General features: G+C 37.7%; 22 protein-coding genes. 9 read left to right on the forward strand and 13 right to left on the reverse strand.

The window, feature by feature from the left end:
* Entirely contained in the window at window positions 1–819 is an 819-nt protein-coding gene (locus B8967_RS04690) for a DUF4249 domain-containing protein (protein ID WP_084084779.1), read from the forward strand.
* A gap of 145 nt (window positions 820–964) precedes the next feature.
* Here the strand turns inward: B8967_RS04690 and B8967_RS04695 are convergent, their stop codons facing one another.
* From B8967_RS04695 to B8967_RS04710, 4 genes are all read right to left on the reverse strand, one after another.
* Entirely contained in the window at window positions 965–2,263 is a 1,299-nt protein-coding gene (locus B8967_RS04695; protein ID WP_084084781.1) for a TolC family protein, read from the reverse strand.
* Window positions 2,264–2,315: 52 nt separating this feature from the next.
* Complete coding sequence (locus B8967_RS04700; protein WP_047490703.1) at window positions 2,316–4,730, reverse strand: FtsX-like permease family protein; 2,415 nt, start codon at window positions 4,728–4,730, stop codon at window positions 2,316–2,318.
* 45 nt (window positions 4,731–4,775) lie between these two features.
* A complete protein-coding gene (locus B8967_RS04705) occupies window positions 4,776–5,498 on the reverse strand; it encodes an ABC transporter ATP-binding protein (protein ID WP_084084783.1) in 723 nt (240 codons plus the stop codon).
* Between the two features lie 78 nt (window positions 5,499–5,576).
* The gene (locus B8967_RS04710; RefSeq protein WP_084084785.1) at window positions 5,577–6,818 is read right to left on the reverse strand and encodes an efflux RND transporter periplasmic adaptor subunit; all 1,242 of its coding nucleotides are present in this window, start codon (window positions 6,816–6,818) and stop codon (window positions 5,577–5,579) included.
* A 192-nt stretch (window positions 6,819–7,010) separates the two neighbouring features.
* Between B8967_RS04710 and B8967_RS04715 the strand changes: the two genes are divergently transcribed.
* The 3 genes from B8967_RS04715 (at window position 7,011) to B8967_RS04725 (ending at window position 10,345) form a co-directional block, all read left to right on the forward strand.
* Window positions 7,011–8,354, forward strand: a complete 1,344-nt coding sequence (locus tag B8967_RS04715; RefSeq protein WP_084084787.1) for a sigma-54-dependent transcriptional regulator — start codon at window positions 7,011–7,013, stop codon at window positions 8,352–8,354.
* A 107-nt stretch (window positions 8,355–8,461) separates the two neighbouring features.
* The gene (locus B8967_RS04720; protein ID WP_084084789.1) at window positions 8,462–9,775 is read left to right on the forward strand and encodes a sensor histidine kinase; all 1,314 of its coding nucleotides are present in this window, start codon (window positions 8,462–8,464) and stop codon (window positions 9,773–9,775) included.
* A gap of 174 nt (window positions 9,776–9,949) precedes the next feature.
* Window positions 9,950–10,345 carry a VOC family protein gene (locus B8967_RS04725; protein ID WP_084084791.1) on the forward strand — a complete coding sequence of 132 codons (396 nt, stop codon included), beginning with the start codon at window positions 9,950–9,952 and terminating at the stop codon, window positions 10,343–10,345.
* A 77-nt stretch (window positions 10,346–10,422) separates the two neighbouring features.
* On the opposite strand, the gene B8967_RS04730 is transcribed toward B8967_RS04725, so the two are convergent.
* A complete protein-coding gene (locus B8967_RS04730) occupies window positions 10,423–10,923 on the reverse strand; it encodes a GNAT family N-acetyltransferase (protein WP_084084793.1) in 501 nt (166 codons plus the stop codon).
* Between the two features lie 158 nt (window positions 10,924–11,081).
* Between B8967_RS04730 and B8967_RS04735 the strand changes: the two genes are divergently transcribed.
* Complete coding sequence (locus B8967_RS04735) at window positions 11,082–12,110, forward strand: rod shape-determining protein (protein ID WP_047490723.1); 1,029 nt, start codon at window positions 11,082–11,084, stop codon at window positions 12,108–12,110.
* A 37-nt stretch (window positions 12,111–12,147) separates the two neighbouring features.
* Complete coding sequence (locus B8967_RS04740) at window positions 12,148–12,351, forward strand: hypothetical protein (protein ID WP_084084795.1); 204 nt, start codon at window positions 12,148–12,150, stop codon at window positions 12,349–12,351.
* Between the two features lie 348 nt (window positions 12,352–12,699).
* On the opposite strand, the gene B8967_RS04745 is transcribed toward B8967_RS04740, so the two are convergent.
* The 4 genes from B8967_RS04745 to B8967_RS04760 form a co-directional block, all read right to left on the reverse strand.
* Window positions 12,700–13,647: an alpha/beta fold hydrolase gene (locus tag B8967_RS04745; RefSeq protein ID WP_084084797.1), complete on the reverse strand. Its 948-nt coding sequence runs from the start codon at window positions 13,645–13,647 to the stop codon at window positions 12,700–12,702.
* Between the two features lie 292 nt (window positions 13,648–13,939).
* Entirely contained in the window at window positions 13,940–14,338 is a 399-nt protein-coding gene (locus B8967_RS04750; RefSeq protein ID WP_084084799.1) for an ACT domain-containing protein, read from the reverse strand.
* 540 nt (window positions 14,339–14,878) lie between these two features.
* Window positions 14,879–15,532: a response regulator transcription factor gene (locus tag B8967_RS04755; protein ID WP_047490731.1), complete on the reverse strand. Its 654-nt coding sequence runs from the start codon at window positions 15,530–15,532 to the stop codon at window positions 14,879–14,881.
* On the reverse strand, window positions 15,516–17,117 hold the full coding sequence (locus tag B8967_RS04760) for a sensor histidine kinase (RefSeq protein ID WP_228406033.1): 1,602 nt from the start codon (window positions 17,115–17,117) through the stop codon (window positions 15,516–15,518). Before B8967_RS04760 ends, B8967_RS04755 begins: the two co-directional genes overlap by 17 nt.
* A 572-nt stretch (window positions 17,118–17,689) precedes the next feature.
* Between B8967_RS04760 and B8967_RS04765 the strand changes: the two genes are divergently transcribed.
* The 3 genes from B8967_RS04765 to B8967_RS04775 are packed head-to-tail and all read left to right on the forward strand — an operon-like array spanning window position 17,690 to window position 19,465.
* Complete coding sequence (locus tag B8967_RS04765; protein WP_084084803.1) at window positions 17,690–18,646, forward strand: bifunctional helix-turn-helix transcriptional regulator/GNAT family N-acetyltransferase; 957 nt, start codon at window positions 17,690–17,692, stop codon at window positions 18,644–18,646.
* Window positions 18,647–18,648: 2 nt separating this feature from the next.
* Complete coding sequence (locus B8967_RS04770) at window positions 18,649–19,059, forward strand: DUF2000 domain-containing protein (RefSeq protein WP_084084804.1); 411 nt, start codon at window positions 18,649–18,651, stop codon at window positions 19,057–19,059.
* A gap of 10 nt (window positions 19,060–19,069) precedes the next feature.
* The gene (locus B8967_RS04775) at window positions 19,070–19,465 is read left to right on the forward strand and encodes a PaaI family thioesterase (RefSeq protein ID WP_084084805.1); all 396 of its coding nucleotides are present in this window, start codon (window positions 19,070–19,072) and stop codon (window positions 19,463–19,465) included.
* Window positions 19,466–19,544: 79 nt separating this feature from the next.
* Here the strand turns inward: B8967_RS04775 and B8967_RS04780 are convergent, their stop codons facing one another.
* Genes B8967_RS04780 through B8967_RS22695 form a run of 4 tightly spaced genes read right to left on the reverse strand, consistent with a single transcriptional unit; the run spans window position 19,545 to window position 23,003 of the window.
* On the reverse strand, window positions 19,545–21,269 hold the full coding sequence (locus B8967_RS04780) for an ABC transporter ATP-binding protein (protein ID WP_084084806.1): 1,725 nt from the start codon (window positions 21,267–21,269) through the stop codon (window positions 19,545–19,547).
* A 21-nt stretch (window positions 21,270–21,290) separates the two neighbouring features.
* Window positions 21,291–22,010, reverse strand: coding sequence for a DUF6796 family protein (locus tag B8967_RS04785; protein ID WP_084084953.1), 720 nt, complete (start codon window positions 22,008–22,010; stop codon window positions 21,291–21,293).
* Between the two features lie 52 nt (window positions 22,011–22,062).
* On the reverse strand, window positions 22,063–22,875 hold the full coding sequence (locus B8967_RS04790; RefSeq protein WP_084084807.1) for a siderophore-interacting protein: 813 nt from the start codon (window positions 22,873–22,875) through the stop codon (window positions 22,063–22,065).
* Window positions 22,876–22,880: 5 nt separating this feature from the next.
* Window positions 22,881–23,003, reverse strand: a complete 123-nt coding sequence (locus B8967_RS22695; RefSeq protein WP_262484679.1) for a hypothetical protein — start codon at window positions 23,001–23,003, stop codon at window positions 22,881–22,883.
* Window positions 23,004–23,010: the final 7 nt, after the last annotated feature.

A 23,010-nucleotide genomic window follows, 5' to 3' on the forward strand; every position in this document is an offset into this window, starting at 1 on the left:
ATGAAAAATACATTTTTTATCATATTATCCCTGTTTGCTTTAACATCTTGTGAGAAAGAGATCGATCTGGATCTTGCCGATCAAAGTGGAAATATCGTCATTGAAGGGAATGTTACCGATCAGGCCGGGCCTTATATCGTGAAAATAACAAAATCTGTGGGAGTTTCACAGCCTAATCAATATCCTGCCGTGACGGGTGCACAGGTTACTTTAACCGATAATGCCGGTCAAACGGAAGTTTTACAGTATATAGGCCAGGGAAAATACCAGACTACCAATTTTGTAGGAGTATCCGGCAGAACCTATACCCTGAATGTACAGGCGGAAGGAAAACAATATACCGCTCAAAGCACAATGCCTGAGGCCGTGGATTTTGAAGGTCTGTCACAGGACTCATTTTCTTTCGGAGACGAAAAAAGCTATACCCTTTTACCTATTTTTACAGATCCTATTGCATTAGGTAACCGTTATCTTTTCAGCTTTACCATCAATAATTTAACAAAAAAATACATGGATGTCTTTTCAGACAATGTAAATAACGGGCTTGCCAATCAGCGACCGATCATCCTTCCGAATGATGATAATGACGGCAGAGATCATAAAGTGGTTGTGGGAGATACCATTCACGTAGAAATGCAAAGTATTGACACCAATGTATTCACCTATTACAGCGCCCTTCTTCAGATTTCCAATGGTAATGGCGGCAGTGTAACGCCTGCTAACCCTCCAAGTAATATCAGCAATGGAGCTTTAGGCTACTTTTCAGCCCATACACAGAGTGAGCAGAGTTTTGTGATCCAGGAAGTGACCACACCCTAAATAAAAAAAAGAATCTTTCAGAATTTTGGAATATTTTGTTCATGCTTAGTAAGCAGGAAAATTATATTCTGAGAATATATTCAAATAAAAGCAGCCTTCATCATTTTGAAGACTGCTTTTTTGAAAATGTACGAATATTCTGAATTTAAAAACCTGATTCCAATACCTTTAGCAGTTCTGTCTGCTGGATTACATCATTTTTACTGCTGATAAGATTATAGTTAGCCTGAAGCCATCCGTTGCGGACAACAAAAAAAGTATAAGCATCCATTAACCCTTCTTTATATTTTTCTTCAGATTTCTGAAAAGACAGTTTTTGGTTTTCAAAATTGGTGTCCAGCAGGTTATATTTCTCCTGAGCATTTAAAAACTGTGCTTTAATCGAATTAATATTCTGAGTCAGGTCATTGATGATTAGCTCTTTATCATAATTGGAATTGATGATATCCAGTTTGGCTGTTTCCACATTGGTTTTTACCTGTAGCTTATTAAAAATGGGAATAGTGAGTCCTAAAAGTACAGTTTGGTTTTTGTTTTGAGAAAACTGATCAGAAAAACGGATGTTGGAGTTATCATCCTTTCCCAGCACTTTATTATAAAAAGTAGACCAGCTGTAACTTGCATTTAAGGTAGGCAAATACCCTGCTCTTGCTATATCCTCTTTCTTTTCCTGTGCTTTAATCTCTGCTATTACGGATTGATAGGCTGGATTTTTCTCTAACAATTTTTTTGTAAAATCCGGATCCCGAAATTCTGCTTCTGAAGACAGAGTTTCCTCAGCCATCACAAATTCCAAAGAATCCTGAGTAAAAGCCAATGCATTAAGCAGGTTAATTTTTGACTGATCCCGTTGATTTTTTGCAGATACCCATTGCTCCTGTAAAGTTCCCAGATTCGCTTTGATATCATATACATCACTTTTGGGTCTGTTTCCAATTTCCACTTCTTTTTCAGTACGCTTAATCTGATCCTGCATTCCGGATATCTGGGTTTCCAGGACTTCCAGCCAGCTTTTCCCATTCTGGTAGGCAAAAAACATTTGAATAACATTTAGTTTTACCTTATTCTGTGCCAGCTTAAGCCTGTAAGCACTGGTTTCTTTATTCAATGTAGACAAAGATATATCCAGAATATTTTTCCAGTTGAAAAGACTCCAGTCTGCCTGAGCCGTAAACTGATCATATTGTGTATTGAGAGCTTCCCGCTGATTACTCGATTGGTTAATGGAAGAACCAAAACTATAAGTATGCCTCACCCCTGCTTCTACAGAAGGCAGCAGCATGCCTTTTGATCCTGTAATCAGCTTATCATTTTTGGCAACATTCACTGTGGCTTGTTTAACCAGCGGATGATGAGCCGTAGCATAGTCGAGACATTGTTGCAGGTTCCATGTTTGCTGAGCCGGATAAAGGCCAACAAAAAACAGGAAAATCATATTTTTCATGAGGATGTTCTGATTTAAATAATTAAGAAAATAAGATGATCGATGAACTCAGTTACTCATACTTCAGGTATTTGATGAGATCTACTTTTGTGGCTTTATAAGCTTTGATACTTACGACAGCAAATGTTAACCCCAATAAAACCAGGAAACTGACAACAAACGGCCACACCGGCATATCTATTCTATAGGCAAAATCTTTCAACCATTCGTTCATCAGAAAATAACAGATCGGAATACTGATCAAAACAGCAATGACGGCAATCCAAAGGAACTGACGGGTCAGTCCGAAAACCAGAACATAATCTGATGCACCCAATGTTTTCCGAATCGCCACATCTTTCAATTTCTGCTCTATCATCAAAGAGGAAAGTGCAAAGAGCCCCAGTAAAGCCACCATTAATACCATAGCATTCAGAATAGTCAATAAGGTCTGCTGCTTTTGATAGTCTTCAAAAGTTTTTGCAAATCTCTGATTGATAAAATAATAATCAAAAGGATAGCCCGGTTCTGCTGAAGTCTGCCAGAATTTTTTGACTCTTGCTACCGTTCCTTCGATATCATCCGGTTTTATTTTCACCTGAATATTGTATACATTAAATCTCTTCAGGGGAGATTGTTTGTAATGAAAAAACATGATAGGTTCTATCTTAAATTTAAGGCTTCTAAGATTAAAATCTTTCACAATTCCTACTATCTTATATTTCTTTCCTTCATCAAACCCCGGATGGAGTTCACGCTGAAAAGCCTGTTCATCTGTCCAGCCAAACTTTTTAACAAATGCCTCATTGACAATAATAGTATTCATCGTATCGGAAGCTAGGTTAGGATCCAGCCAGCGTCCTTTTAGTAATTTAACATCCAGAAACTGAAGATAATTATAATCCATTGAACCAGTTTCGGCATCAATACTTTGGTGCTCATAATCGATATTTGAGCTGCTTCTCCGTCCGCTCCCAGCAACAGCTTCTCCATAGGAAACGGCCTCTACCCCGTTAATTTTCGAGAGCTCATTTTTAAGACGTTCATATTTTAACCACGATTTAGGAGTAAGTTCATTGCAGTAAATCATCATGATCTGTTTTCCGTTAAATCCAAGGTCTTTGTTCATCATATGCTTTACCTGACTGTGTACAATCAGACCTCCAATGATAAAAAATGAGGAAATAACGAGCTGTAGCGTAAGAATTCCGTTTCTAAACCAGACTCCGTGTTTGCTTCGGGAGAAATTACCTTTGAGAGTATCAATTGCTTTAAAGTTTGACAGATAAAAAGCAGGAACCAGCCCGGATAATAAGGTAACTGCCATGACCATCGCTAAGGAATACATATATACATGCCAGTCGTTCAGCACTATTTCCTTGTTAAAAAATTTATTAAAAGAAGGAAGTAAAAGCTCTGTAAGGGCTAAAGACAGGAAATAAGACAGCAGACATATAATAAATGTCTCTAAAAAGAACTGAAGCATTAGAGAAAGCTTTGTCCCTCCAATTGCTTTTCTTACTCCCACTTCTTTTCCTCTTTGTGATGCTTCTGCCGTTTTCAAATTGATAAAATTGATTGCTGATAAAATAACAATCAGGACAGAAAGGGAAAACAGAATCATAATGGTTCTGAAGTCTCCATTTCCAAACCATGAAGCTTTTGCATGAAGTTTAAGCTGATCCAATGGAACGAGAAATACTCTGTTGGGCCCATACATTTCAAAAAACTGTTGTGCACTCATTCCTGCTTTTTTCGCAGAACGAGCCGCTCTATGTTCCAGAATTTCTTTAAATTTATTTTCAAAAACCGAAGGATCTGCTCCTTTTTTAAGCATAAAAAAGCATCCGTAGTTGAAATTATTCCATTCTTCCTTATCATTTTTAAACTGTTCCGCAGGTTTAAAAATGAATTCCGGTTTGATCTGACTATTCCCTTCAGGGAGCTCATATACAGCGGTAACCATATAATCTTTATCATCAATTTTTATGGATTCACCAGCCGCATTAACGGTTCCGAATAATTTCATAGCTGCCTGTCTGGAAATAGCAATAGAAGCATCTGACTTTAAAGCATCTTTCGCCCGGCCTGAAATAATTTTAAAAGGAAAAAAATTAAAGAAATTTTCCGATGAGGTAAAGCCACCCTGCTGAAAAGCAGTAGTATATTTTGTTCTCATTTTCAATCCTATGTCTGAACCGTTGAAAATAACATAGTCTTCCGTTTCCGAAATCTTTTTAAATGCCTCATACGCCAAAGGATAAGAAATGTTATTCCCGTAGAAATTATCTTTTTTGTATAAACTTTGAAAAGCAAAGATCTGATCTTTTTTGGGATTCCATTTTTCATAAGATTCCTCATCGTTCCAATGCATCAGGATCAGCATAAATCCGGTGAGTCCGATGGTAAGTCCAAACAGATTGATAAAAGTAGACAGTCTGTTCTTTTTATAATTAATCAAGGCAATTTTGAGCCAGTTGGTAAGCATAATAATAGGATTACAATTAATAATATTTGATGAAATACTTCAGATTTATTCAAATGCTCCGGCATCTGCTTTTTCAAAAACATCTTTTCTTTGGGAAGCATGTTCCTCATTGAAGATTTCACCGTCTTTCATATTGATAATCCGTGAAGCAAAGCCGGCATCATATGAAGAGTGGGTGACCATAACAATGGTAGATCCTTCTCTGTGAAGTTCTGCCAGAAGATTCATCACCTCATTTCCGTTGGAGCTGTCCAGATTTCCGGTGGGCTCATCAGCGAGGATCAGTTTAGGTTTTGTAACCAGTGCTCTTGCTACGGCTGCCCTTTGCTGCTGTCCTCCGGAAAGCTGCTGTGGGTAATGTTTGGAGCGGTGAGCAATATTGATTTTCTCCATAATTTCTTCTACTTTTCTTTTTCTTTCCGCAGAAGAAACTCCGTTGTAAATTAAAGGCAGCTCAATATTTTCATAGACAGTCAGCTCATCAATCAGGTTAAAATTCTGAAAAATAAAACCTATATTTTTTTTACGGACATCCGATTTCTTTCTTTCACTAAGCCCTATCATTTCTCTTTCTTCAAATTGATATGAGCCTGCCGAGGCACTGTCTAAAAGACCGAGAATATTTAAAAAAGTAGATTTCCCACAGCCGGAAGGTCCCATAATAGCCAGGAATTCACCTTCTTTGATGCTCAGGCTTACCTCGTTTAAGGCATGCGTCTGTACATCTTCTGCTCTGTATATTTTTGAAAGATTATGTATATTGATCATGATAATTATGTTTGCTGTTATTGTTGATTAGATTTTTTTATAAGCGGTGATAACGGGAGGTTAAAAATATTCATCTTTTTACTTTTTAATATCAAGGATTTCATATTTTTTCAAATCTGAATAATCTGATGTAATAACGGTTTCTCCGGGCTTCAATCCTGATACCACCTCATAATACAGCGGATTCTCTCTTCCAAGACTGATAGTCCTTTTTTCAGCTCTATTTCCTTTCACTACAAAGATCCACTTTCCATTCGTTTCTTTGAAAAAGCTTCCCTTAGAGATCATTGTACTCTGTGTATCGGCTGAAAGCTTTAGTTTCAATCCAAAGGTCATCCCTATTTTCAGATTATCCGGTTTTTTATCGGTAAAATTCAGCTCCACGAGAAACTGACCGTCTTTTACTTCCGGCAGTATTTTAGTGATCACCACTTCATAGGGTTGATCATTATTATCCAGCATTCCTTTAATGCCATTCTGCAGTTTATTGATGTAATATTCATCTACTTTAGCCACCAGCTTATACCCGTCCATCAAATCGACCTTCCCGATACTTCGTCCACTGATAAGGTTTTCACCCAATGAAATAGCAAATGAAGAAAGTCTTCCGGAAGCAGGAGCCATGATGAGAAAATTATTTTTATTGGAACGTAAAACCTGAAGGCTTCTATCCATCTGTCCCATCGATGTATTGACCGCTGTCATTTGGGTATTCCTTGAACTCTTTTCTGTAGAAAAACCTTTTTCAATAATTGATTTCCTCTGTTTCTGATAAGCCAGATTCTGCACACTGATGTCATAATCTGTTTTTTTTCCAATGTCCGCATCATAGAGTCTTTTCTGAAGATTAAAGCTCTGAAGTGCCGTATTATAATCATTCTGGGCTTGTAAGAGTTCTTTATCCTGGGCGAGTTCCTGATTTTTCAGTTCAAGAAGTGTAGTCCTCATCTGGCTGACCTGTTGCATGATTCCTGTTTCCTGATTCATATAACTGAATTCCGTATTGGGATTATATACTCTCGCAATAGGTTGGCCCTTTGTGACAATCTGCCCATCTTCTGCAAAAATTTCTTTCACCACTCCCCCTTCCAAAACATTCACTAATGAAGAATTGAGTGACTGGGTTTGGGCCGTTACCATCAGCATATCTTCAAATTTCCCCTGGGTAACTGCATCAGTCTGAATATCTTCAGCGGAAACATTGTATGTTTTTTTCTGCCTGATAAAATACAGGATGCAGACTCCTATCATCACCAATATGGCCAGCCCGCCAAAAACAAATTTTAATTTCGATTTCTTTTTTACTATTTTCGTATCCATATTAAAGATAACTCATTTTATTACAATAGATTACACAAGGCAGATGCCATAAAATTATAAATCTGTAAGTCCTTGAAAATCTGCAACAGACTTTGTAATAAGAGACAAGTTAGTGTTCATTATCGGACACTTTCTGTACGAAAATGAACATTTTTAATCATAAAGAATCCGTTTTTAATAAAGTACCCCACTATGCGTAAAAAAGAAGCTCATATTCTGATCGTGGATGACGATGAAGATATCCTGTTCTCGGCAAGAGTCTGGCTGAAAAAGTTTTTTTCAGAAGTAAGCTGTCTCAGTAAGCCGGCCGAAATTTTAAAATTCATGACTGAGAATCAAGTTGATGCTGTAGTATTGGATATGAATTTCAGAAAAGGTTTTGAAAACGGACAGGACGGTCTTTACTGGATGAAGGAAATTAAAACACTGGAACCTCAGCTTCCTATTATTCTGATGACTGCCTATGGAGAGGTGGAACTCGCTGTAGAGGCTCTGAAAAACGGAGCTTCAGATTTTATACTGAAACCGTGGAATAACGAAAAACTCTATGCCTCCGTGAACCTGGCAGTAGACATTTCAAGAAAAAACAGAAAGCTCAGCCAATGGGAAAATGTACATCAGAAAAATACCCAATATCAACTGCAAAGCCACTCCCCAAAAATGCAGGACGTTCTTGAGCAGATCAGAAAAGTGGCTCCCACCGATGCCAATGTATTGCTATTAGGAGAAAACGGAACTGGAAAATATGTCCTCGCAGAATCCATCCACGAACAGTCGGAAAGGAAAAATCAGCCGTTTGTACATATTGACCTGGGAAGTATTTCGGAAAATCTTTTTGAATCTGAACTCTTTGGATATAAAAAGGGGGCCTTTACAGACGCCCATCAGGATTATGCAGGAAAAATTGAAAATGCCCAGAATGGCACTGTTTTTCTGGATGAAATCGGCAACTTGCCGCTACAGCTTCAGACCAAATTGTTAAGTCTGATTCAAAACAGGAAACTATCCCGATTAGGAGAATCCAAGGAGCGTGTATTGGATGTGCGCTTCATTTTTGCTACCAATGAAAACCTTAAAAAGGCCGTTGCAGAGAACCGTTTCCGACAGGATTTATATTACAGAATCAATACTGTTGAAATTCAGATTCCGGCCTTGCGGGACAGACAGGAAGATATTGGATTGCTGGCCCTCTACTTTCTTGATCGTTATAAACAAAAGTATCACAAGCCTAATCTTGAACTTACAAATGATTTGCTGATGAGTCTCACCCATTTTCCATGGCCGGGAAATATCCGGGAACTGGATCATTGCCTGGAAAGAAGTGTTATTTTATCCAATGACAACAAGCTCCAGTTATTGGTGCCTCAACTGGAAGAGTATGACAGCACCATCACCAATCTCAATATTGAAGAAATGGAGGAACTCCTCATCAGAAAGGCATTGAAAAAACATACCGGAAATATTTCTTTAGCTGCAGAAGACCTGGGCCTTTCACGGGCGGCTCTCTACAGAAGAATGGAGAAATTTGGATTGTAAGTTTAGATAATAGATATCAGACTTCAGATATCAGACATTAGACTTTCGGCATATTAGGTTTAAAAAGTATCATCAAGTTTATGATCAATAAAATATAGGAAAAACTCATGAGTAAAAATAATATCCTGTGGTTGCTGTACAATCTTCTTGCTATAACAAGTGGAATTACCGCTTATCATTTCTTTTTGGAAGAAAAATGGTTCAGTATGATGCTTTTCATACTGCTCATGATTGTTTTTGTGGCTTTGATGTATTTTTCATTAGCTGCTCAGGACTCAAAAGTAGAAAAGGTCATCTCCTCCATCAGGAATAAAGACTTTTCTTTATTTCCCCAGGAAGAAGGAAGTCCACTTCTCGACAGCAGTATGCGTCTATATTACCAAAGTAAAGAGGAACAATTCTCTTTATCCTCTTATAAATTGCTGTATGAAAGTATCCTGGATCAAATGGAAACAGGGCTGATCATCCTATCCGAAAATAAAACACGGGAAGTATTTTATGTGAACAATGCCTTTCTCAGTATTTTACAGGTTCCCAGATACAACCGTTGGGAACTGTATGCATCAAAGGTCCCGGAATTCTATAAAATTATTGAAGACACCCATTACCAAAGTTCACAGGAGTTTTTTGACATTTCCATTCATAGCAATTCCAGACAGTCTTTTTCACTCAGAACCCAGCAGGTAAAAAACACACAACACAACTTTTACATTATTACCCTCGAATCTGTTCAGAAAATTATTGAACAAAAAGAGAAACTGGCATGGAATAACCTGATGAAAGTGATTTCCCATGAACTACTCAATACTTTGACCCCCGTGAACAGCCTGATTCAGAACCTGGAATACATCAGCAACCAGGAGACCATCGATCATGAAGATCAACAGGATATGAAAGAAAGTCTGATGGTTATCAATTCAAAATCCAAACAGCTTTTAAATTTCGTAGACCACTACCGTCAGGTTGCAGAATTACCCAAACCTGTTCTTGCCCCTGTTTCCCTGAAAAAAGTTATTGAATCTGCAGCCCGCTTTTTGAAATCCGAATTTGAAAAACATCATATCCAAATGGTTCCGGATATTGAAGATTATACAGTATCAGCTGATGAAAAAATGATTGAGCGAAGTCTGATCAACCTTTACCTTAATGCCATTCATGCGGTTTCTGAAAAGGAATATAAACTCATTACAACCACTGTAAAATCCCAAAACAACCGCATTATCGTAAGTATTACCGATAATGGTTCCGGGATTATCCCTGAGATCAAAGACAAAATTTTCCTGCCCTTTTTCACCACAAGAGCCAACGGTTCCGGAATCGGGCTCACACTGGCAAAAAGCATTATGGAAGCCCATGGTGGCTATCTTAATTATAAAACATTGGAGGAAGGAAGTAGTTTTGAATTGTGGTTTTTGAAATAAACAGTCTATTTGTAATAATAAAATAACGTAAAATAGATACTATTGAAAGGCATAGGCAATATCATTCTATGGCTTGATTGCTATAAGAAAAATCGTAAACCTTCCTGACACCCTGTTGTCATTAGTCTGGTCTACCTTTGTTTACAATTAGTCAACAATACAATTTTAAACATTATGAAACTGACCTCATTAAGAATGATTACAAAAGACATTCAACAAACTGTAGAGTTTTACGAAAAAACCATTGGATTAACCGCTCAGTGGTATACTGAAGATTTCGCAGAGATATCTGGTGATTCTATTACTATAGCCATTGGAAGCACGCGAACCATGAAGTTATTTGGTGAAAATTTCAGGGAAGCCACAGGTAATAAAAATACGATCATAGAATTTAGGGTAGCCAATGTAGATGAAGAGTATGAAAGAATTAAAAGTATAACCAGCGATATTGTACAGGAACCTACCACCATGCCATGGGGGAACCGATCGCTTTTGTTTTCTGACCCTGATGGAAATCTGATTAACTTTTTTACTCCTGTGAGTGTCGAAGCAATTAAGAAGTTTAGCTAAAGGTTTATCTCAAAAAAAATACTGCTTCTGAGAAGCAGTATTTTGTATGTTTTCCTTTTTTTGATTTCTGCCTGGGCTTATGATCCCTGTGGATTTAATTCAAATTCTATTTCATCATCAAGCTCTCCCATTTTCTTAAAATCTAACCTCTCAAGGAGCTGTATGGCTTTAGTATTTTGTTTACTTGTGGCTGCCCAAATACGTTTGAGCCCAATGGTATTCATTCCAAAGTCAATCGCTAATGCCATGGCTTCCGTCATATATCCTTTTCCTTTATAATGGGATAATAACACACAGCCCAGTTCCCCTTCTCCCTGTTTAAACCCTCTATAATACCCACATGTCCCCACAATTTTATGGGTAGTGTTATCCACGATAGCCCAATGAATGGAGTCCCCGCTGGTATAGTCGCTGTTGATTTTAGCCTGCATTTCTGCTGCCTGCTCAATACTTTCTGCCTGAATGGCATCATAGAACGAAATTTCAATAAGCTCAGGAATATCTGTATCCAAAACCTGTCGCAATGATACCCTATCACCGGTTATATTGGGGAAATTATCGTATTGGAGAAGTGTCATGGTAGTTATAGTTTGGGGACAAATGTACAAATAAACTCTATTGCTCCAAGGCTAATGATTGCAGTAATTAACACAATTTTAACTTCTATTATGGAATTTGCTGTCGTTAATATCAATAGAGAAAGCCGTACTTTGCAGTCTAATAAAATAAGGAAAAGATGGGGTTATTTGATATGTTTACGCAGGAGATCGCAATAGATCTGGGGACCGCTAATACGCTGATCATACATAATAACAAGATCGTCATCGACCAGCCTTCCATTGTTGCTATTGACCGTACAACCGGAAAGCCAATTGCAGTGGGAGAACAAGCCAAACTTATGCAGGGTAAAACCCATGAAAATATTAAAACAATACGTCCGTTAAAGGATGGAGTGATTGCAGACTTTCATGCTTCCGAGCATATGATTAAGGAATTCATCAAGCAGATTCCGGGGATTAGAGGGAGGTTTATACAGCCTGCCCTGAGAATTGTAATATGTATTCCTTCGGGAATTACTGAGGTTGAAAAAAGAGCTGTTAAGGATTCTGCCCAAAAGGTCAATGCCAAGGAAGTAAAACTGATCTATGAGCCAATGGCAGCCGCCATCGGAGCAGGGATTGATGTTCAAAGTCCTGAAGGAAATATGATTATTGATATAGGGGGTGGAACTACCGAAATAGCCGTGGTGGCACTTGGAGGAATTGTATGTGACAAATCCTTAAAAATAGCCGGCGATGTATTTACAAACGATATTGCTTATTTTCTAAGGTCACAGTACAATTTATATATTGGGGAACGAACTGCTGAAAGAATAAAAATTGAAATAGGTTCTGCACTGGAAGAACTGGACTACCCGTTGGAAGATATTCCTGTACAGGGAAGAGATCTTATTACAGGTAAACCGAAAGAAATCATGGTCAACTATAAAGAAGTTTTCAAAGCACTGGATAAATCGTTGATGAGAATTGAGGATGCCGTTTTGGAAACACTTTCTCTTACTCCACCGGAGCTCGCAGCAGACATTTACAAAACAGGTATTTATCTTGCCGGAGGGGGTGCGCTTCTGAACGGACTGGCCGATAGAATACACCGAAAAACAGGACTCCCTGTATGTGTTGCCGAAGATCCTTTAAGAGCTGTTGTCCGTGGAACCGGTATTGCCCTTAAAAATATAAATAAGTTCAGATTCCTGATGAATAGCTAAATTCTGTACATCTTATGATAAAATCTTTCAGTCTATCATGAAACTCCATGAAAAGAAATTCAATGAAATTCTGGAACTGCTAAAATCTAAATTAGGTTCAAAAATCAGTGTTTCAGAGGAGCATGGGACAACATCTCTTTGTATAGAGGACTCTCATTACTGGCTATCAACAGATGCGTATGAATTGACGGTTGGGTTTTCATTGGGCACCAACATTTCAGTGAGGAATATGAAGGTTTAAAAAAGGGAATTGAACAGGCTTTTAAGCTCTTAACCTGTGAAATACGGATAACAGAATACAAAAAAGGAGAAGCGGTATTTAAAGTAATAACGGATGTCAAAAATTCTGATTCCTCTATAGAAAATATAGGGATTACCGGTGTTTTAGTTTATCCTTTCTGGAAGAAAACCAGGATTGAAACTACTTATTTTGAAAGAATACTCGATCCTGATGAAATAGCTTCTGAAATGAATCAGATTCTCAATTTCAACGAATAAGGTTCGGATGCTTTTTCCCTAAAAATAACAAACAGCTTATGCAAGGTAAGCTGTTTGTTTATATGTTGATAACCCGGAATAATTCTTCGATTTACTTTCCCAAAAACTCCACTGCCTTTGCCACAAAAGCATCATGATTCTGAAAGAATGAAGCATGTCCTGAGTCCGGAAAAATAACCAGTTCTGAATGTTCCAGATTCTGAGCCATATTTTTCGCATTTTGAACAGACACCGGAAGGTCATTTTCCCCATGAACGATAAGAACAGGATTTTTAATATTTTTCAATACTGTAAGGGCATTGACATCTTGCTGTGCCCAGCTTAAGACAGCGGTGAACTGTGAATTTGAGGTGGCATCACTTAATACGGGATCTCTGTCCGTTGTACGAAGCTGAATTCTTGCATAGGCCGCTTTCCCTGCACCAATACTCTGAGCAGATTCTGTAAATCCAAACTTCAGGAAAGAAGCTTCAGGACTTAGCCCGGCGGTTCCGGCAATAATATTCGGCAAATTGGATAACCCTATGGCTCCCTGTGGGCCTGTTCCTGTTAAAATCACTTTATTGATCAATCCGGGATTGGTTAAAACAACCCGCTGTGCCACAAATCCTCCCATTGAAAAGCCCATGATATTCACTTTATTCAAATGCAGCGCTTTAATGAAGTCAATTGCATCATCCGCCATTTCCTGGACTGTGTTCGGAGTATTTCCCTGGGAAGAGGCCACTCCTTTATTATCAAACAGAATGACTTTGTATTTTTTTGCCAATCCATCCGTCACTGCAGGATCCCAGTCATCCATTGAACCTCCTAATCCAGGCAGCAGTACCAAAGGAATTCCGTCTTCCTTTCCCAGAATACGGTAAGCAATTTTATTTCCTTTACTATCTACAAATTGGGTTTTGGCGTTTTGGTGGTTTCTATTTTGTATCTCCTGTATCGTGGGAGGCTCATTTTCTTCACTGCAGGACACTGTCACCACTGTAAAAAGACTTAAACATAATAAGCTTACAGCTGAAATTTTTCTGATTGTTTTCATTGTCGTTTATTTTTATAATTATGGTGCAAACATAAATTGTAAAAGCAAACAGAACACTTGGAAATAAGCTGAACAGGACATATTTGGGATTCAATCGGACATTTTGAAAAGTGGAAATTTAAGAAAGATAATCGCAAAGGTCATGCAACTCAGGTAGGCAAAAGAAGGTGACTTTGTCGCGGGTAAAGCTACATGGTATGGTGACCGCTTAAAAACTTTGCATCAAAAACAATCTTGTCTGCTATGAATTCTATGAACTTTGCATCTTTATAAAAGTTGAAGAACATACATATTATATGTTGCTTAAACTATATAGTGCTTCCATAGCCTTTTGCGCATCTTGTTTTGCCACAAAAATGTGATCATGAAAATAAGCAGCCACTACATTACAACTTATATTTTCCTGCTTCAGAGCATTCGCAAAAGCTGCAGTAAGCCCTACCGCTTCCAGTGAAGAATGAATATTCAGGGTAATCCACGAAGAAATATAAGTATACCCCAACTTCCATTCGTCTGCCGTTGCTTTTTCTAAAACGATGGTTACAGCTTCAGTTTCTCGAAAGAAAAACAGAACCTTATTAAGGTCAGAAACCTGTTTCAAATCTTTAACTGTACAGAAAACATAATCTCCTGAGTGCAATACAAGCTCCATATTTTTAAGCAGAACTGCCAATTCTTTTTCTCCCGACATCTTTTTTTTACAAAACTAAGGGACAGGGTTCATTATTCATTTATCATTTGATAAAAAATGAGATGGTAAAGATAGTTGGCTTTAGAAGGAATAAAAGAAGGTTAGTATCTCAGAGGTTTTGGTATACCACCTACTCAGGCTGGTCCTCAGAATCTATTATTTACGTAAACGAAAAAAAGGAGATCCCCATCTCCTTTTTTGTATTAAATAACCTAACAAGACCTATTTAACTTCTTTATATGTGTTTGTGTTTTTTTGGTATGCTTTCAAGAAGCTGGTTTTGAGGGTATTCATACTGTTATTTAATTTCATCACTTGCGTTTTATATAACTATAGTTTATTATTGGTATAGTTATATTTTTTTCTCATTTGTGTAAAAAATTCAAAGTTTAAAATTTCTCACTTTCTATTCCCTGAATTCTCTACTGCAAAGTAACAACATTAATGAATAAATTCCCTCATATTCCCCATCGATACACGTCTAAAGAAGCATCGATATTTATCGATAAAATCCTGCCGGAAATAATGCTTTTAGAAATCCTATAATTTGTGATGCGTTTTGATAAGATCAATCAGCTCCACGATATTTTCAATTTTTAATTTCTCAAATATATTTTTCTTAATGGTACTCACCGTATTCTGCTTGATATCCAACTGATTGGAGATTTCCAGATTTCCCAGTCCCTCTGCATACATTTCGGCAATCTGTAATTCCCTCTTCGTTAGCCGGGCAAGAGGATTCAGCAAATCAGGATTGGAGACAAGCTGTACCAGCAGGTTACGGGAAACGGTGGAAAAGTATTCCCCGTTCTCTATAAAATGTAAGATGGCTTCTCTTACTTCTTCCTCTTCGCTTAGCTTACTGAGGTAGCCATTAGCACCAGCTTTAATAAACTTAAGTGCATGTAAATCTTCTTCAAGACCGGAAAAGATCAGTATTTTAAGAGCCGGATTTGCCGTTTTCATCTGAGACAAAATATGCAGGCTGTTTCCATCAGGGAAATGGGCATCCATAATAGCGATTTCTATTTCCTCAGATCTTACCAGTTCTACGACCTTTTGTAATGAAGAAGCATGATAAATTTTAGCATCGGGAATTATATCACTGATGATAATTTCCATCCCCTGCCTTACAATACTGTGATCATCTGCTAAAAGGAAGGTAATTTCTTTATTTTCAATTGGTAACTCCATTGTTATTAATGTTTAAATTGATCCTGAATGTTATTTTTGTTCCTTTATGTAATTTGCTTGTGGCAGATATTTCCCCATCAAAAAGCTCTACGATCTCTTTACATAAGCTTAATCCCAGCCCTGCCCCAAGATTGTCTATTTCATCAGAAATTACCCCCTGGTAGTAAGGTTCAAAAATTTTCTTCACATCTGATTCTGAAATTCCAATTCCTGTATCTGCTACAGTTGTGATCAGGGATATTCTATTTTTATCTATAGGCTCCGTAATCATAATAAGATCAATCTGTCCGTTTTCTGTGAATTTATTGGCATTCCCCAGAATATTCATGAATACCTGGTTAATTTTTATGTTATCGGCATACACCACTACATCTTCAGGGATTCTGTCTGTGACTACAAACTTATTATTTCTGGTTTCTATATACGGAGTAATAACTTTTGCAATTGAATTAAGCTCATTTTTGAGATTAAAAACGGTATTGATCATTTTTTTCTCAGCCTCCTGATTTTTGGTGTACTCCAGAATCTGGTTAGACTGCAGAAGCAGTGTGCTGTTCGTAAATTTAATAGACTGAAGATAATCTTTTATGGTGTCATCTTTCGTCGTTCTGCGGATCTTATCGATAAAAATATTAATGATTTTCAACGGAGACCTCAGATCATGGCTCAGCATTCCTAATATCCTGTTCTTAAAATTAAGGTTCTTCTTAATCTCTTCATTGGCTGCATTAAGTTTTCTTTCATAGATAAATGCCACTCTTGTAAAATACATGATCAGAATAGATACAATGAACATTAAGATCATTAATCCAAGTACCAGATAGGTCCTGATTTTATTATTATTTGAACTTTGTTCGTTATATTCTCTTTCTAATTCAGATTTAAAATCTTTGATGGCATTCTCATATACCTCTATCAATCCATTACTGTACACCAGTAATTTACTGAAATTTCCGTAAAACTGCAAATTATCCCTTTGAGTTTTGGCCGCTTTTAGCTGCACTTTCTTAATTTCATCAGAGTAATGCTTGTCCATAGACTTCATTGCATTATTCATTTTAGATTTTACCTGAGAAAGATCTATTGTCTTATTATTCGTTAAGGTGACCACCGTACTCTCCTTCTGAACATTCACTTTACCCGTTATGGCATCTTTTAAACGCCCCATAAATCCTTTCTTTTTAACAGTATCAGCATACGTTCGGGTCTGTATATTGAAGTCTTCAAAATCATTCTTATACTTTTCCGGCTCGTATTCCTTGTCCTGAATTTTTGCTGGAGAATTCAGGGAAGACTGATATGCAGAATCAATCAGTGTTTTTAGCTTGTTAACTTTAAGGGTATCCTTTTTACGCTTAGCAATAGTATTTTTCAGCTTTGGACTTGTCTTCTCATATTCCCCTATTTTATCAAAATTTCCCTTAAGTTTTCTAAGTGACTGAAAATAGAGCTGCAGATCTTTATCATCCTGGCTCACCATATATTTCTGTAGGTGATCCTGTGCATCCATGAAATCTTTCCTTGAATTATCCGTCAATCCTCCCAATGCCCTGCTTTCTTCCAACTGGCTTTTAATGAAATTCAATTTCTTTTCATTAACAAATTCATTATAAAAAAATATGGCTATAATTACCTGTATCAATAAGATACACAGAATCAATGAGTAATGAACAATTTTCCTCAACTTAAAATTTAAGAATTTATATTTCATATGTGCTTATCCGCTAAATTAGTTTTCGCCATTATCAGGTTTTTATAGTTTTATTTTCACATGGTCAATCTATGCTCAAAAACCTAGTAATCGCTGTATATCATTCAATTGACAAAGGTAAAGTAATTTTTGGCTTATCATAATATTAAATACCACATAAAATGCCGGGAATTTAATTTTTATTTACTTATTTTTTTGTGAGAGGTCCCCGGTATCAGGCAGAAAACCCTAAAGATAAGAGGCAAAAAGTGAGAGATTGCGGAACGGAAATCAGAAACTGCAGACTGACTCGTCTGGGGATTCTTTTTTAATTCTTAAAAAAGAAGTATATAATAAACTCATTATCAAAATATTACAATTATTTCAAATATTATTTTAAGAGAATAAGTATGAGATTTAAAATAATATATTACATTTGTATAACCAGTTATATAATCAATTATACTATGAGCTTATTTGAAAAGACCGGAAAAATAGCATTAGGCAGCCGACTGCGCTTTATGACATCCAACATGACGGAGGAAGCAGCAAAAATTTATGAACTATATGATGTTGATTTCTCTCCTAAGTGGTTTCCCGTATTTTTTGTTTTATCGGAAGAGGGTCCCAGGACAATAACTGAGATTGCAGGTGAAATAGGACATTCTCAGCCTTCTGTAACGAAAATCATCAAGGAAATGGCCACAGCAGGATTGGTGCAAGATAACCTTACCTCTCAGGACAAGCGGAGAAATGTTGTTGGGCTTAGTGAAAAAGGTACTGAGCTTTCGTCAAAGATAAAAATTCAGTGTGCTGATATTGACCAGGCTATTGACGGAATCATCAGTGAGGCTACCCATAATTTATGGGAAGCACTGGCTGAATGGGAGTTTTTATTGGCCCAAAAGCCATTGTTAAAAAGAGTACAGGAACAAAAGAAAATCCGTGAAAGTAAAGAGGTAGAGATTGTAGATTATGAACCCAAATACCAGACGGCTTTCCAAGCACTCAATGAGGAATGGATTTCCAACTACTTCAAAATGGAAGATGCCGATTACAGAGCATTAGACAATCCTGAGGAATATATTTTACGTAAAGGCGGAAAAATAATGGTAGCCTTATACCATAATGAACCGCTGGGCGTTTGTGCCCTCATAAAAATGGATGATCCTGATTATGATTTTGAACTGGCAAAAATGGCCGTTTCACCAAAGGCACAGGGAAAAAATATGGGTTGGTTACTAGGATGCGCAATGATCAGTGCTGCCAGAGAATCCGGAGCGTCCAAACTCTATCTTGAAAGCAACACAATATTGAAACCCGCAATCAACCTGTATTATAAATTGGGATTCCAGAAAATAACAGGACGCCCTACTCCCTATCAACGATGTAATATTCAAATGGAATTAAATTTAAAAGATTAATAATGTACGATAAAAAAGTAGCCATCGTCATTAAGGACGATTTATTAGCCTGGCAAAAACTTAATGTTGTTTCTTTTTTGGCAGGAAGTATTGCCATTCAATTTCCGGAGACCCATGGTCAGGACTTCATAACAGCCGATCAGGAAAAATTCCTGCCATTCATCAAGCACCCTACCCTTATCTATAAAGCAGACACTACCGAAAAACTGCAAAGAGCATTCCGCCGTTCCAGAAACCGTGAGCTAGCGATCGGAATCTACACCCGGCCGCTTTTTGATACCCGCTCAGGAGAAGAAAATATTGCAGAAATAGCAAAACATACCGCAGATACCCTGGATTTAGTTGGCATCATTGTGTATGGTGACCATAAAAAAGTAGATAAAGCCTTGGATGGCTTAAAGTTTCACGAATAAAATAAAATACATGTTTGACAGAATACAACAGAGCTTTGATCAGCAAGGTATCATGAAAACCATAGGAGCCCAACTGGATGAAGTTGATAAAGGAATAGTAAAAATCAGCTGTACGTTTTCCGATGCTTTAACACAGCAACATGGCTTTTTCCATGCAGGAGTTATGACCACTATTGTAGACAGTGCCTGTGGATATGCGGCCTTAACCACCATGCCCGAAAATGCCAATGTATTGACCGTAGAGTTTAAAGTCAACTTTATGAAACCGGCCAAAACAGATAAACTCATTGCCATTGGAAAAGTCCTTCAGTCAGGAAGAACACTGACCGTTTGTGAAGGCTATATTTATGATGAATACGAGGAGAAATTACTTGCAAAAATGACGGCCACTATGATTGCCGTATAATCATAAAACCTACCGGTAGCCGGTAGGTTAACATCTTCTCCTTAGAGAATTAAAAAACTCGAACTTTACTTTAAAACATTTATGATTTTACCTTCCATCCATTGGACTGATGCTGGATATCCCACATTCTACGATAGATTCCATTTTTAGACAGAAGCTCCTGATGATTGCCTTTTTCAGCAACCATCCCTTCGTTGAGAACAACAATTTGCCCGGCATTTTGTATCGTTGAAAGTTTATGGGCAATCACCACCACCGTTTTTGATTTTACAAGTTCCTGAATGGCCTTTTGAATATAAATTTCATTTTCAGGATCCAAACTTGCCGTTGCTTCATCCAGCAGAATAATGGGAGCATTCTTCAGCAAAGCCCTTGCAATACTGATTCTCTGCTTTTGTCCACCTGACAATTTGCTTCCACCCTCTCCTACTTTTGTATTGATTCCTTCAGGCAGTTCACTGATAAATTCCATACATTGGGAAAGCTCCATCGCTTTATAGATATCATGATCTGCGGCATCGGGATTTCCGATTTTAATATTATTATAAATGGTATCATCAAAAAGATAAACATCCTGAAAAACTTCACTGATGAGTTTGTAAAATTCTCTCTGGTCTATCTCTCTGATATCTACTCCTCCAATACTTATACTTCCGGTGTTGACATCCCAAAACCTGGCGATCAGGGAGGCCACAGTCGTTTTACCCGAACCGGAATGGCCTACCAAAGCAAGCATAGATCTTTCGGGAACAGTAAAGTTAATCTCCTGCAGGGTCATTTTATCCTGGTATCCAAAACTGACGTTATTGAAATGAATTTCATAGTGTTCAGGAAGCTTATTTTCTCCGGTTTCCATAGTAGGTTCTTCCAAAATCCCAATGATCCGGCTTAAGCTTTCATTCATATACCGCAATACCAGATAGTCAACCATGACCACTTTCAATGGATTATAAAGATTATACCCCATAATTAAAAAGGTAATCAGAACGGGAATTGTGATAGAATGGCTAAAAAGAAAGTATAGTCCAAGGGCCACCGTCAGAACAAATCCAATCTCAAACACAATGGACGCCGTAACAATAAATGGTCCGGGAACTGCTTCGAGGCGAATAGACTTCCTGCGCAGATCTTCAAATGAGTCTTCCAGTCCTTTGTACTTTTCACCCGTTAAACTGTAAGACTTTAAATGACGGATTCCCTGGACATATTCTAAAAATTTAGCTCCCACTGTATTTCTTGCCACAATCTGCTTTTTCCCCAGGCGGCTTACCAAATAATTGGCCATCCTCAAAAATGGATATACCAGAGGTAATGCTGCCAGCAGACATAAAGCTAATCTCCAATCGTAAATCAATAAAAATATGGACAGTACAACCGTTCCAAAAGCTGCAGAAGCAAGATTTCCAATACTATGGCCAAAGATTCCTTCAAAATTGGCCACATCCTGTAAAACTACCGAAGCAATTTCTCCCGGATCTTTCTGCTTGAAAAATCCCAGTGAGAACTTCTGAATATGGTTTCCCAATTTAATCCGCAGCTTGGTAGAGAGATCATATACCAAAATGTTTGACCGAACCATTGAACGTGATGCCACAAAAAACTGGATGACCAGCATAACAGCCATTACAGCAACAACTGACCAAACTCTGGTCGTATCCGGATCAGATGAAAATAATTCCCAAATGATAATCAGTAAGATTCCCGAAGGGGCTGCAATGAAGATGCTGTGAATAATCTCCATAATCATTACTTTCTTAGTTTCTTTCGAATTAAAGGAAGTAACGTATTGTAAGTTTTTGATCATTGTTTTTAAATGATTTAATGGTTATAATTCTGATCTTATTTTTTTTCTGAAAAGTAAAAACAGTGAGCTGAAAAATATAAGATAGGCTACATTAAATACAGCTCCTCCCAACCACCCGGAATAAGGCAAAGGCAGTACATTTTTGATAAAAACCAGAAAAACAGTCAATACAAAAGGGGTCACTACAGCCGTCCATGCAGGAAGCACCGTTTTTTTCATCACAATACAAACTGCAAACAGAATCCAGCCTACAGCTAATACTCCAATGGCTGTTCCCCAGGAAATATTCAGCATTCTCACAAAGCTTCTTCCCATCCCCAAAATATAAGGATGTGAAACAGGGTCAGTATGACCAACTGCTTTATAGATTTCACCTACATAAAAGAATACAGCGTGACCTAAAGGAGATAAAATAGCCCCTGCCAGTAAAATCCAATAAGTAAGTATAGCATACCATTTTGTTTTATCTCTGAAAAACTGGTACACCAGCCATGTTGCAGGAAAAAGTAATGGTGCACTTAAAGCCCCTATCAGAGCTCCAAACATAAGCCTGGAAGTGGATCCTTCCAGCATAAGCGTGGCTAAACCAACATCCATCAGGTCGGCATAATTTTCTGAATATAACGGATAATCTGCAGGATCAGGATCAAATCCGGCAATACAGATGTCCCCTATTATCCACAATATGGATACGAGAATGGCACAGGCAAATGCCCAGTTTATTTTGTTTGAATATTTCATATTTTCGTTTTTTTCTACTATACTTAGGTTTTTATAAATACTTGAATGAAGTTTAGCCGGCTGCATTTTCCTGATGCCTGTCTATGGTAGATTTATCTTCGGAAACCCCGGATTTCCAATAAGAATAGGCGTAGAGTTCTTCCTGCTTCCAGTTCTTTTCTTTCCGGAGATATCTGCGGATTTCTTTTACTGATGAGAATTCAGCAGCAACATACCCGGAGCGAGAGGTCTCAGGCAGAGACTGTTGTTTTACGATTTCTGCCAAACGGCTGCCCTGTTGTGGATTTTCATTATGAATCCACAGAAACCTTATGTCTGCTTTGGTTTCCAACCGCTGTTCCTCCATTTTACTATCGACCTCAAGAATGCAGGTTCCCTTCACTCCAGACGGTAAATCTTCCAAAATTGCAGCAATAACAGGAATCCCCGTAGAATCCGCAACCAAAAGATAATTTTCAGCTTTTGCATAGAGCTCTGTTTCCCCATCTTTCATTAAAATACCCAACAGATCCCCTTCCTTTGCCGTAATTGCCCAGGCAGAAGCAGGACCTTCGTCTCCGTGAGCTACAAAGTCAATCCAGATTTCATTTTTTTCAAGATCAATTCCCCGGTGGGTATATGTCCTTACAATAGGACGAACCTCTTCAGGCTGAGGCCTCCACTGCATCTTTTCATAATCAAATTCAGGGAAATGAATGGTATGTACCCCTTTTGGTGGAATAAGAATCTTATTATTCACCCCAATCGTCGTATTGGCGATTAACGGGACCTCTTTTCCTGTAAAAAATATCCTGATATAGTGTGGGGTAATATATTCTTTCCGGCACACCGTAAATTCACCCTGTATTGCTTTAAAATTCTTCATTACATCTATTCTTTAGTTATACTTTCTGTTAATACTTCATCATGTTTAAGATAAGCACGGCTTCGTTCATGGTTGTTTTTATCCTCCTGATAAACATTATTCTGATCATCAGTTCTTATTTCTTTCATTCTATTC

It is taken from the genome of Chryseobacterium sp. YR221 (assembly GCF_900176315.1).
In the GTDB taxonomy this organism is placed as follows: Bacteria; Bacteroidota; Bacteroidia; order Flavobacteriales; family Weeksellaceae; genus Chryseobacterium; species Chryseobacterium rhizosphaerae.

Coding starts and splice junctions, on each gene's coding strand:
- B8967_RS04740 (WP_084084795.1), top strand. CDS start 12,148: ATGAAACTCCATGAAAAGAAATTCAATGAAATTCTGGAACTGCTAAAA.
- B8967_RS04715 (WP_084084787.1), top strand. CDS start 7,011: ATGCGTAAAAAAGAAGCTCATATTCTGATCGTGGATGACGATGAAGAT.
- B8967_RS04705 (WP_084084783.1), bottom strand. CDS start 5,498: ATGATCAATATACATAATCTTTCAAAAATATACAGAGCAGAAGATGTA.
- B8967_RS04710 (WP_084084785.1), bottom strand. CDS start 6,818: ATGGATACGAAAATAGTAAAAAAGAAATCGAAATTAAAATTTGTTTTT.
- B8967_RS04690 (WP_084084779.1), top strand. CDS start 1: ATGAAAAATACATTTTTTATCATATTATCCCTGTTTGCTTTAACATCT.
- B8967_RS04770 (WP_084084804.1), top strand. CDS start 18,649: ATGTACGATAAAAAAGTAGCCATCGTCATTAAGGACGATTTATTAGCC.
- B8967_RS04735 (WP_047490723.1), top strand. CDS start 11,082: ATGGGGTTATTTGATATGTTTACGCAGGAGATCGCAATAGATCTGGGG.
- B8967_RS04745 (WP_084084797.1), bottom strand. CDS start 13,647: ATGAAAACAATCAGAAAAATTTCAGCTGTAAGCTTATTATGTTTAAGT.
- B8967_RS04720 (WP_084084789.1), top strand. CDS start 8,462: ATGAGTAAAAATAATATCCTGTGGTTGCTGTACAATCTTCTTGCTATA.
- B8967_RS04730 (WP_084084793.1), bottom strand. CDS start 10,923: ATGACACTTCTCCAATACGATAATTTCCCCAATATAACCGGTGATAGG.
- B8967_RS04780 (WP_084084806.1), bottom strand. CDS start 21,269: ATGATCAAAAACTTACAATACGTTACTTCCTTTAATTCGAAAGAAACT.
- B8967_RS04700 (WP_047490703.1), bottom strand. CDS start 4,730: ATGCTTACCAACTGGCTCAAAATTGCCTTGATTAATTATAAAAAGAAC.
- B8967_RS04765 (WP_084084803.1), top strand. CDS start 17,690: ATGAGCTTATTTGAAAAGACCGGAAAAATAGCATTAGGCAGCCGACTG.
- B8967_RS04755 (WP_047490731.1), bottom strand. CDS start 15,532: ATGGAGTTACCAATTGAAAATAAAGAAATTACCTTCCTTTTAGCAGAT.
- B8967_RS22695 (WP_262484679.1), bottom strand. CDS start 23,003: ATGAAAGAAATAAGAACTGATGATCAGAATAATGTTTATCAGGAGGAT.
- B8967_RS04725 (WP_084084791.1), top strand. CDS start 9,950: ATGAAACTGACCTCATTAAGAATGATTACAAAAGACATTCAACAAACT.
- B8967_RS04785 (WP_084084953.1), bottom strand. CDS start 22,010: ATGAAATATTCAAACAAAATAAACTGGGCATTTGCCTGTGCCATTCTC.
- B8967_RS04750 (WP_084084799.1), bottom strand. CDS start 14,338: ATGTCGGGAGAAAAAGAATTGGCAGTTCTGCTTAAAAATATGGAGCTT.
- B8967_RS04775 (WP_084084805.1), top strand. CDS start 19,070: ATGTTTGACAGAATACAACAGAGCTTTGATCAGCAAGGTATCATGAAA.
- B8967_RS04695 (WP_084084781.1), bottom strand. CDS start 2,263: ATGAAAAATATGATTTTCCTGTTTTTTGTTGGCCTTTATCCGGCTCAG.
- B8967_RS04790 (WP_084084807.1), bottom strand. CDS start 22,875: ATGAAGAATTTTAAAGCAATACAGGGTGAATTTACGGTGTGCCGGAAA.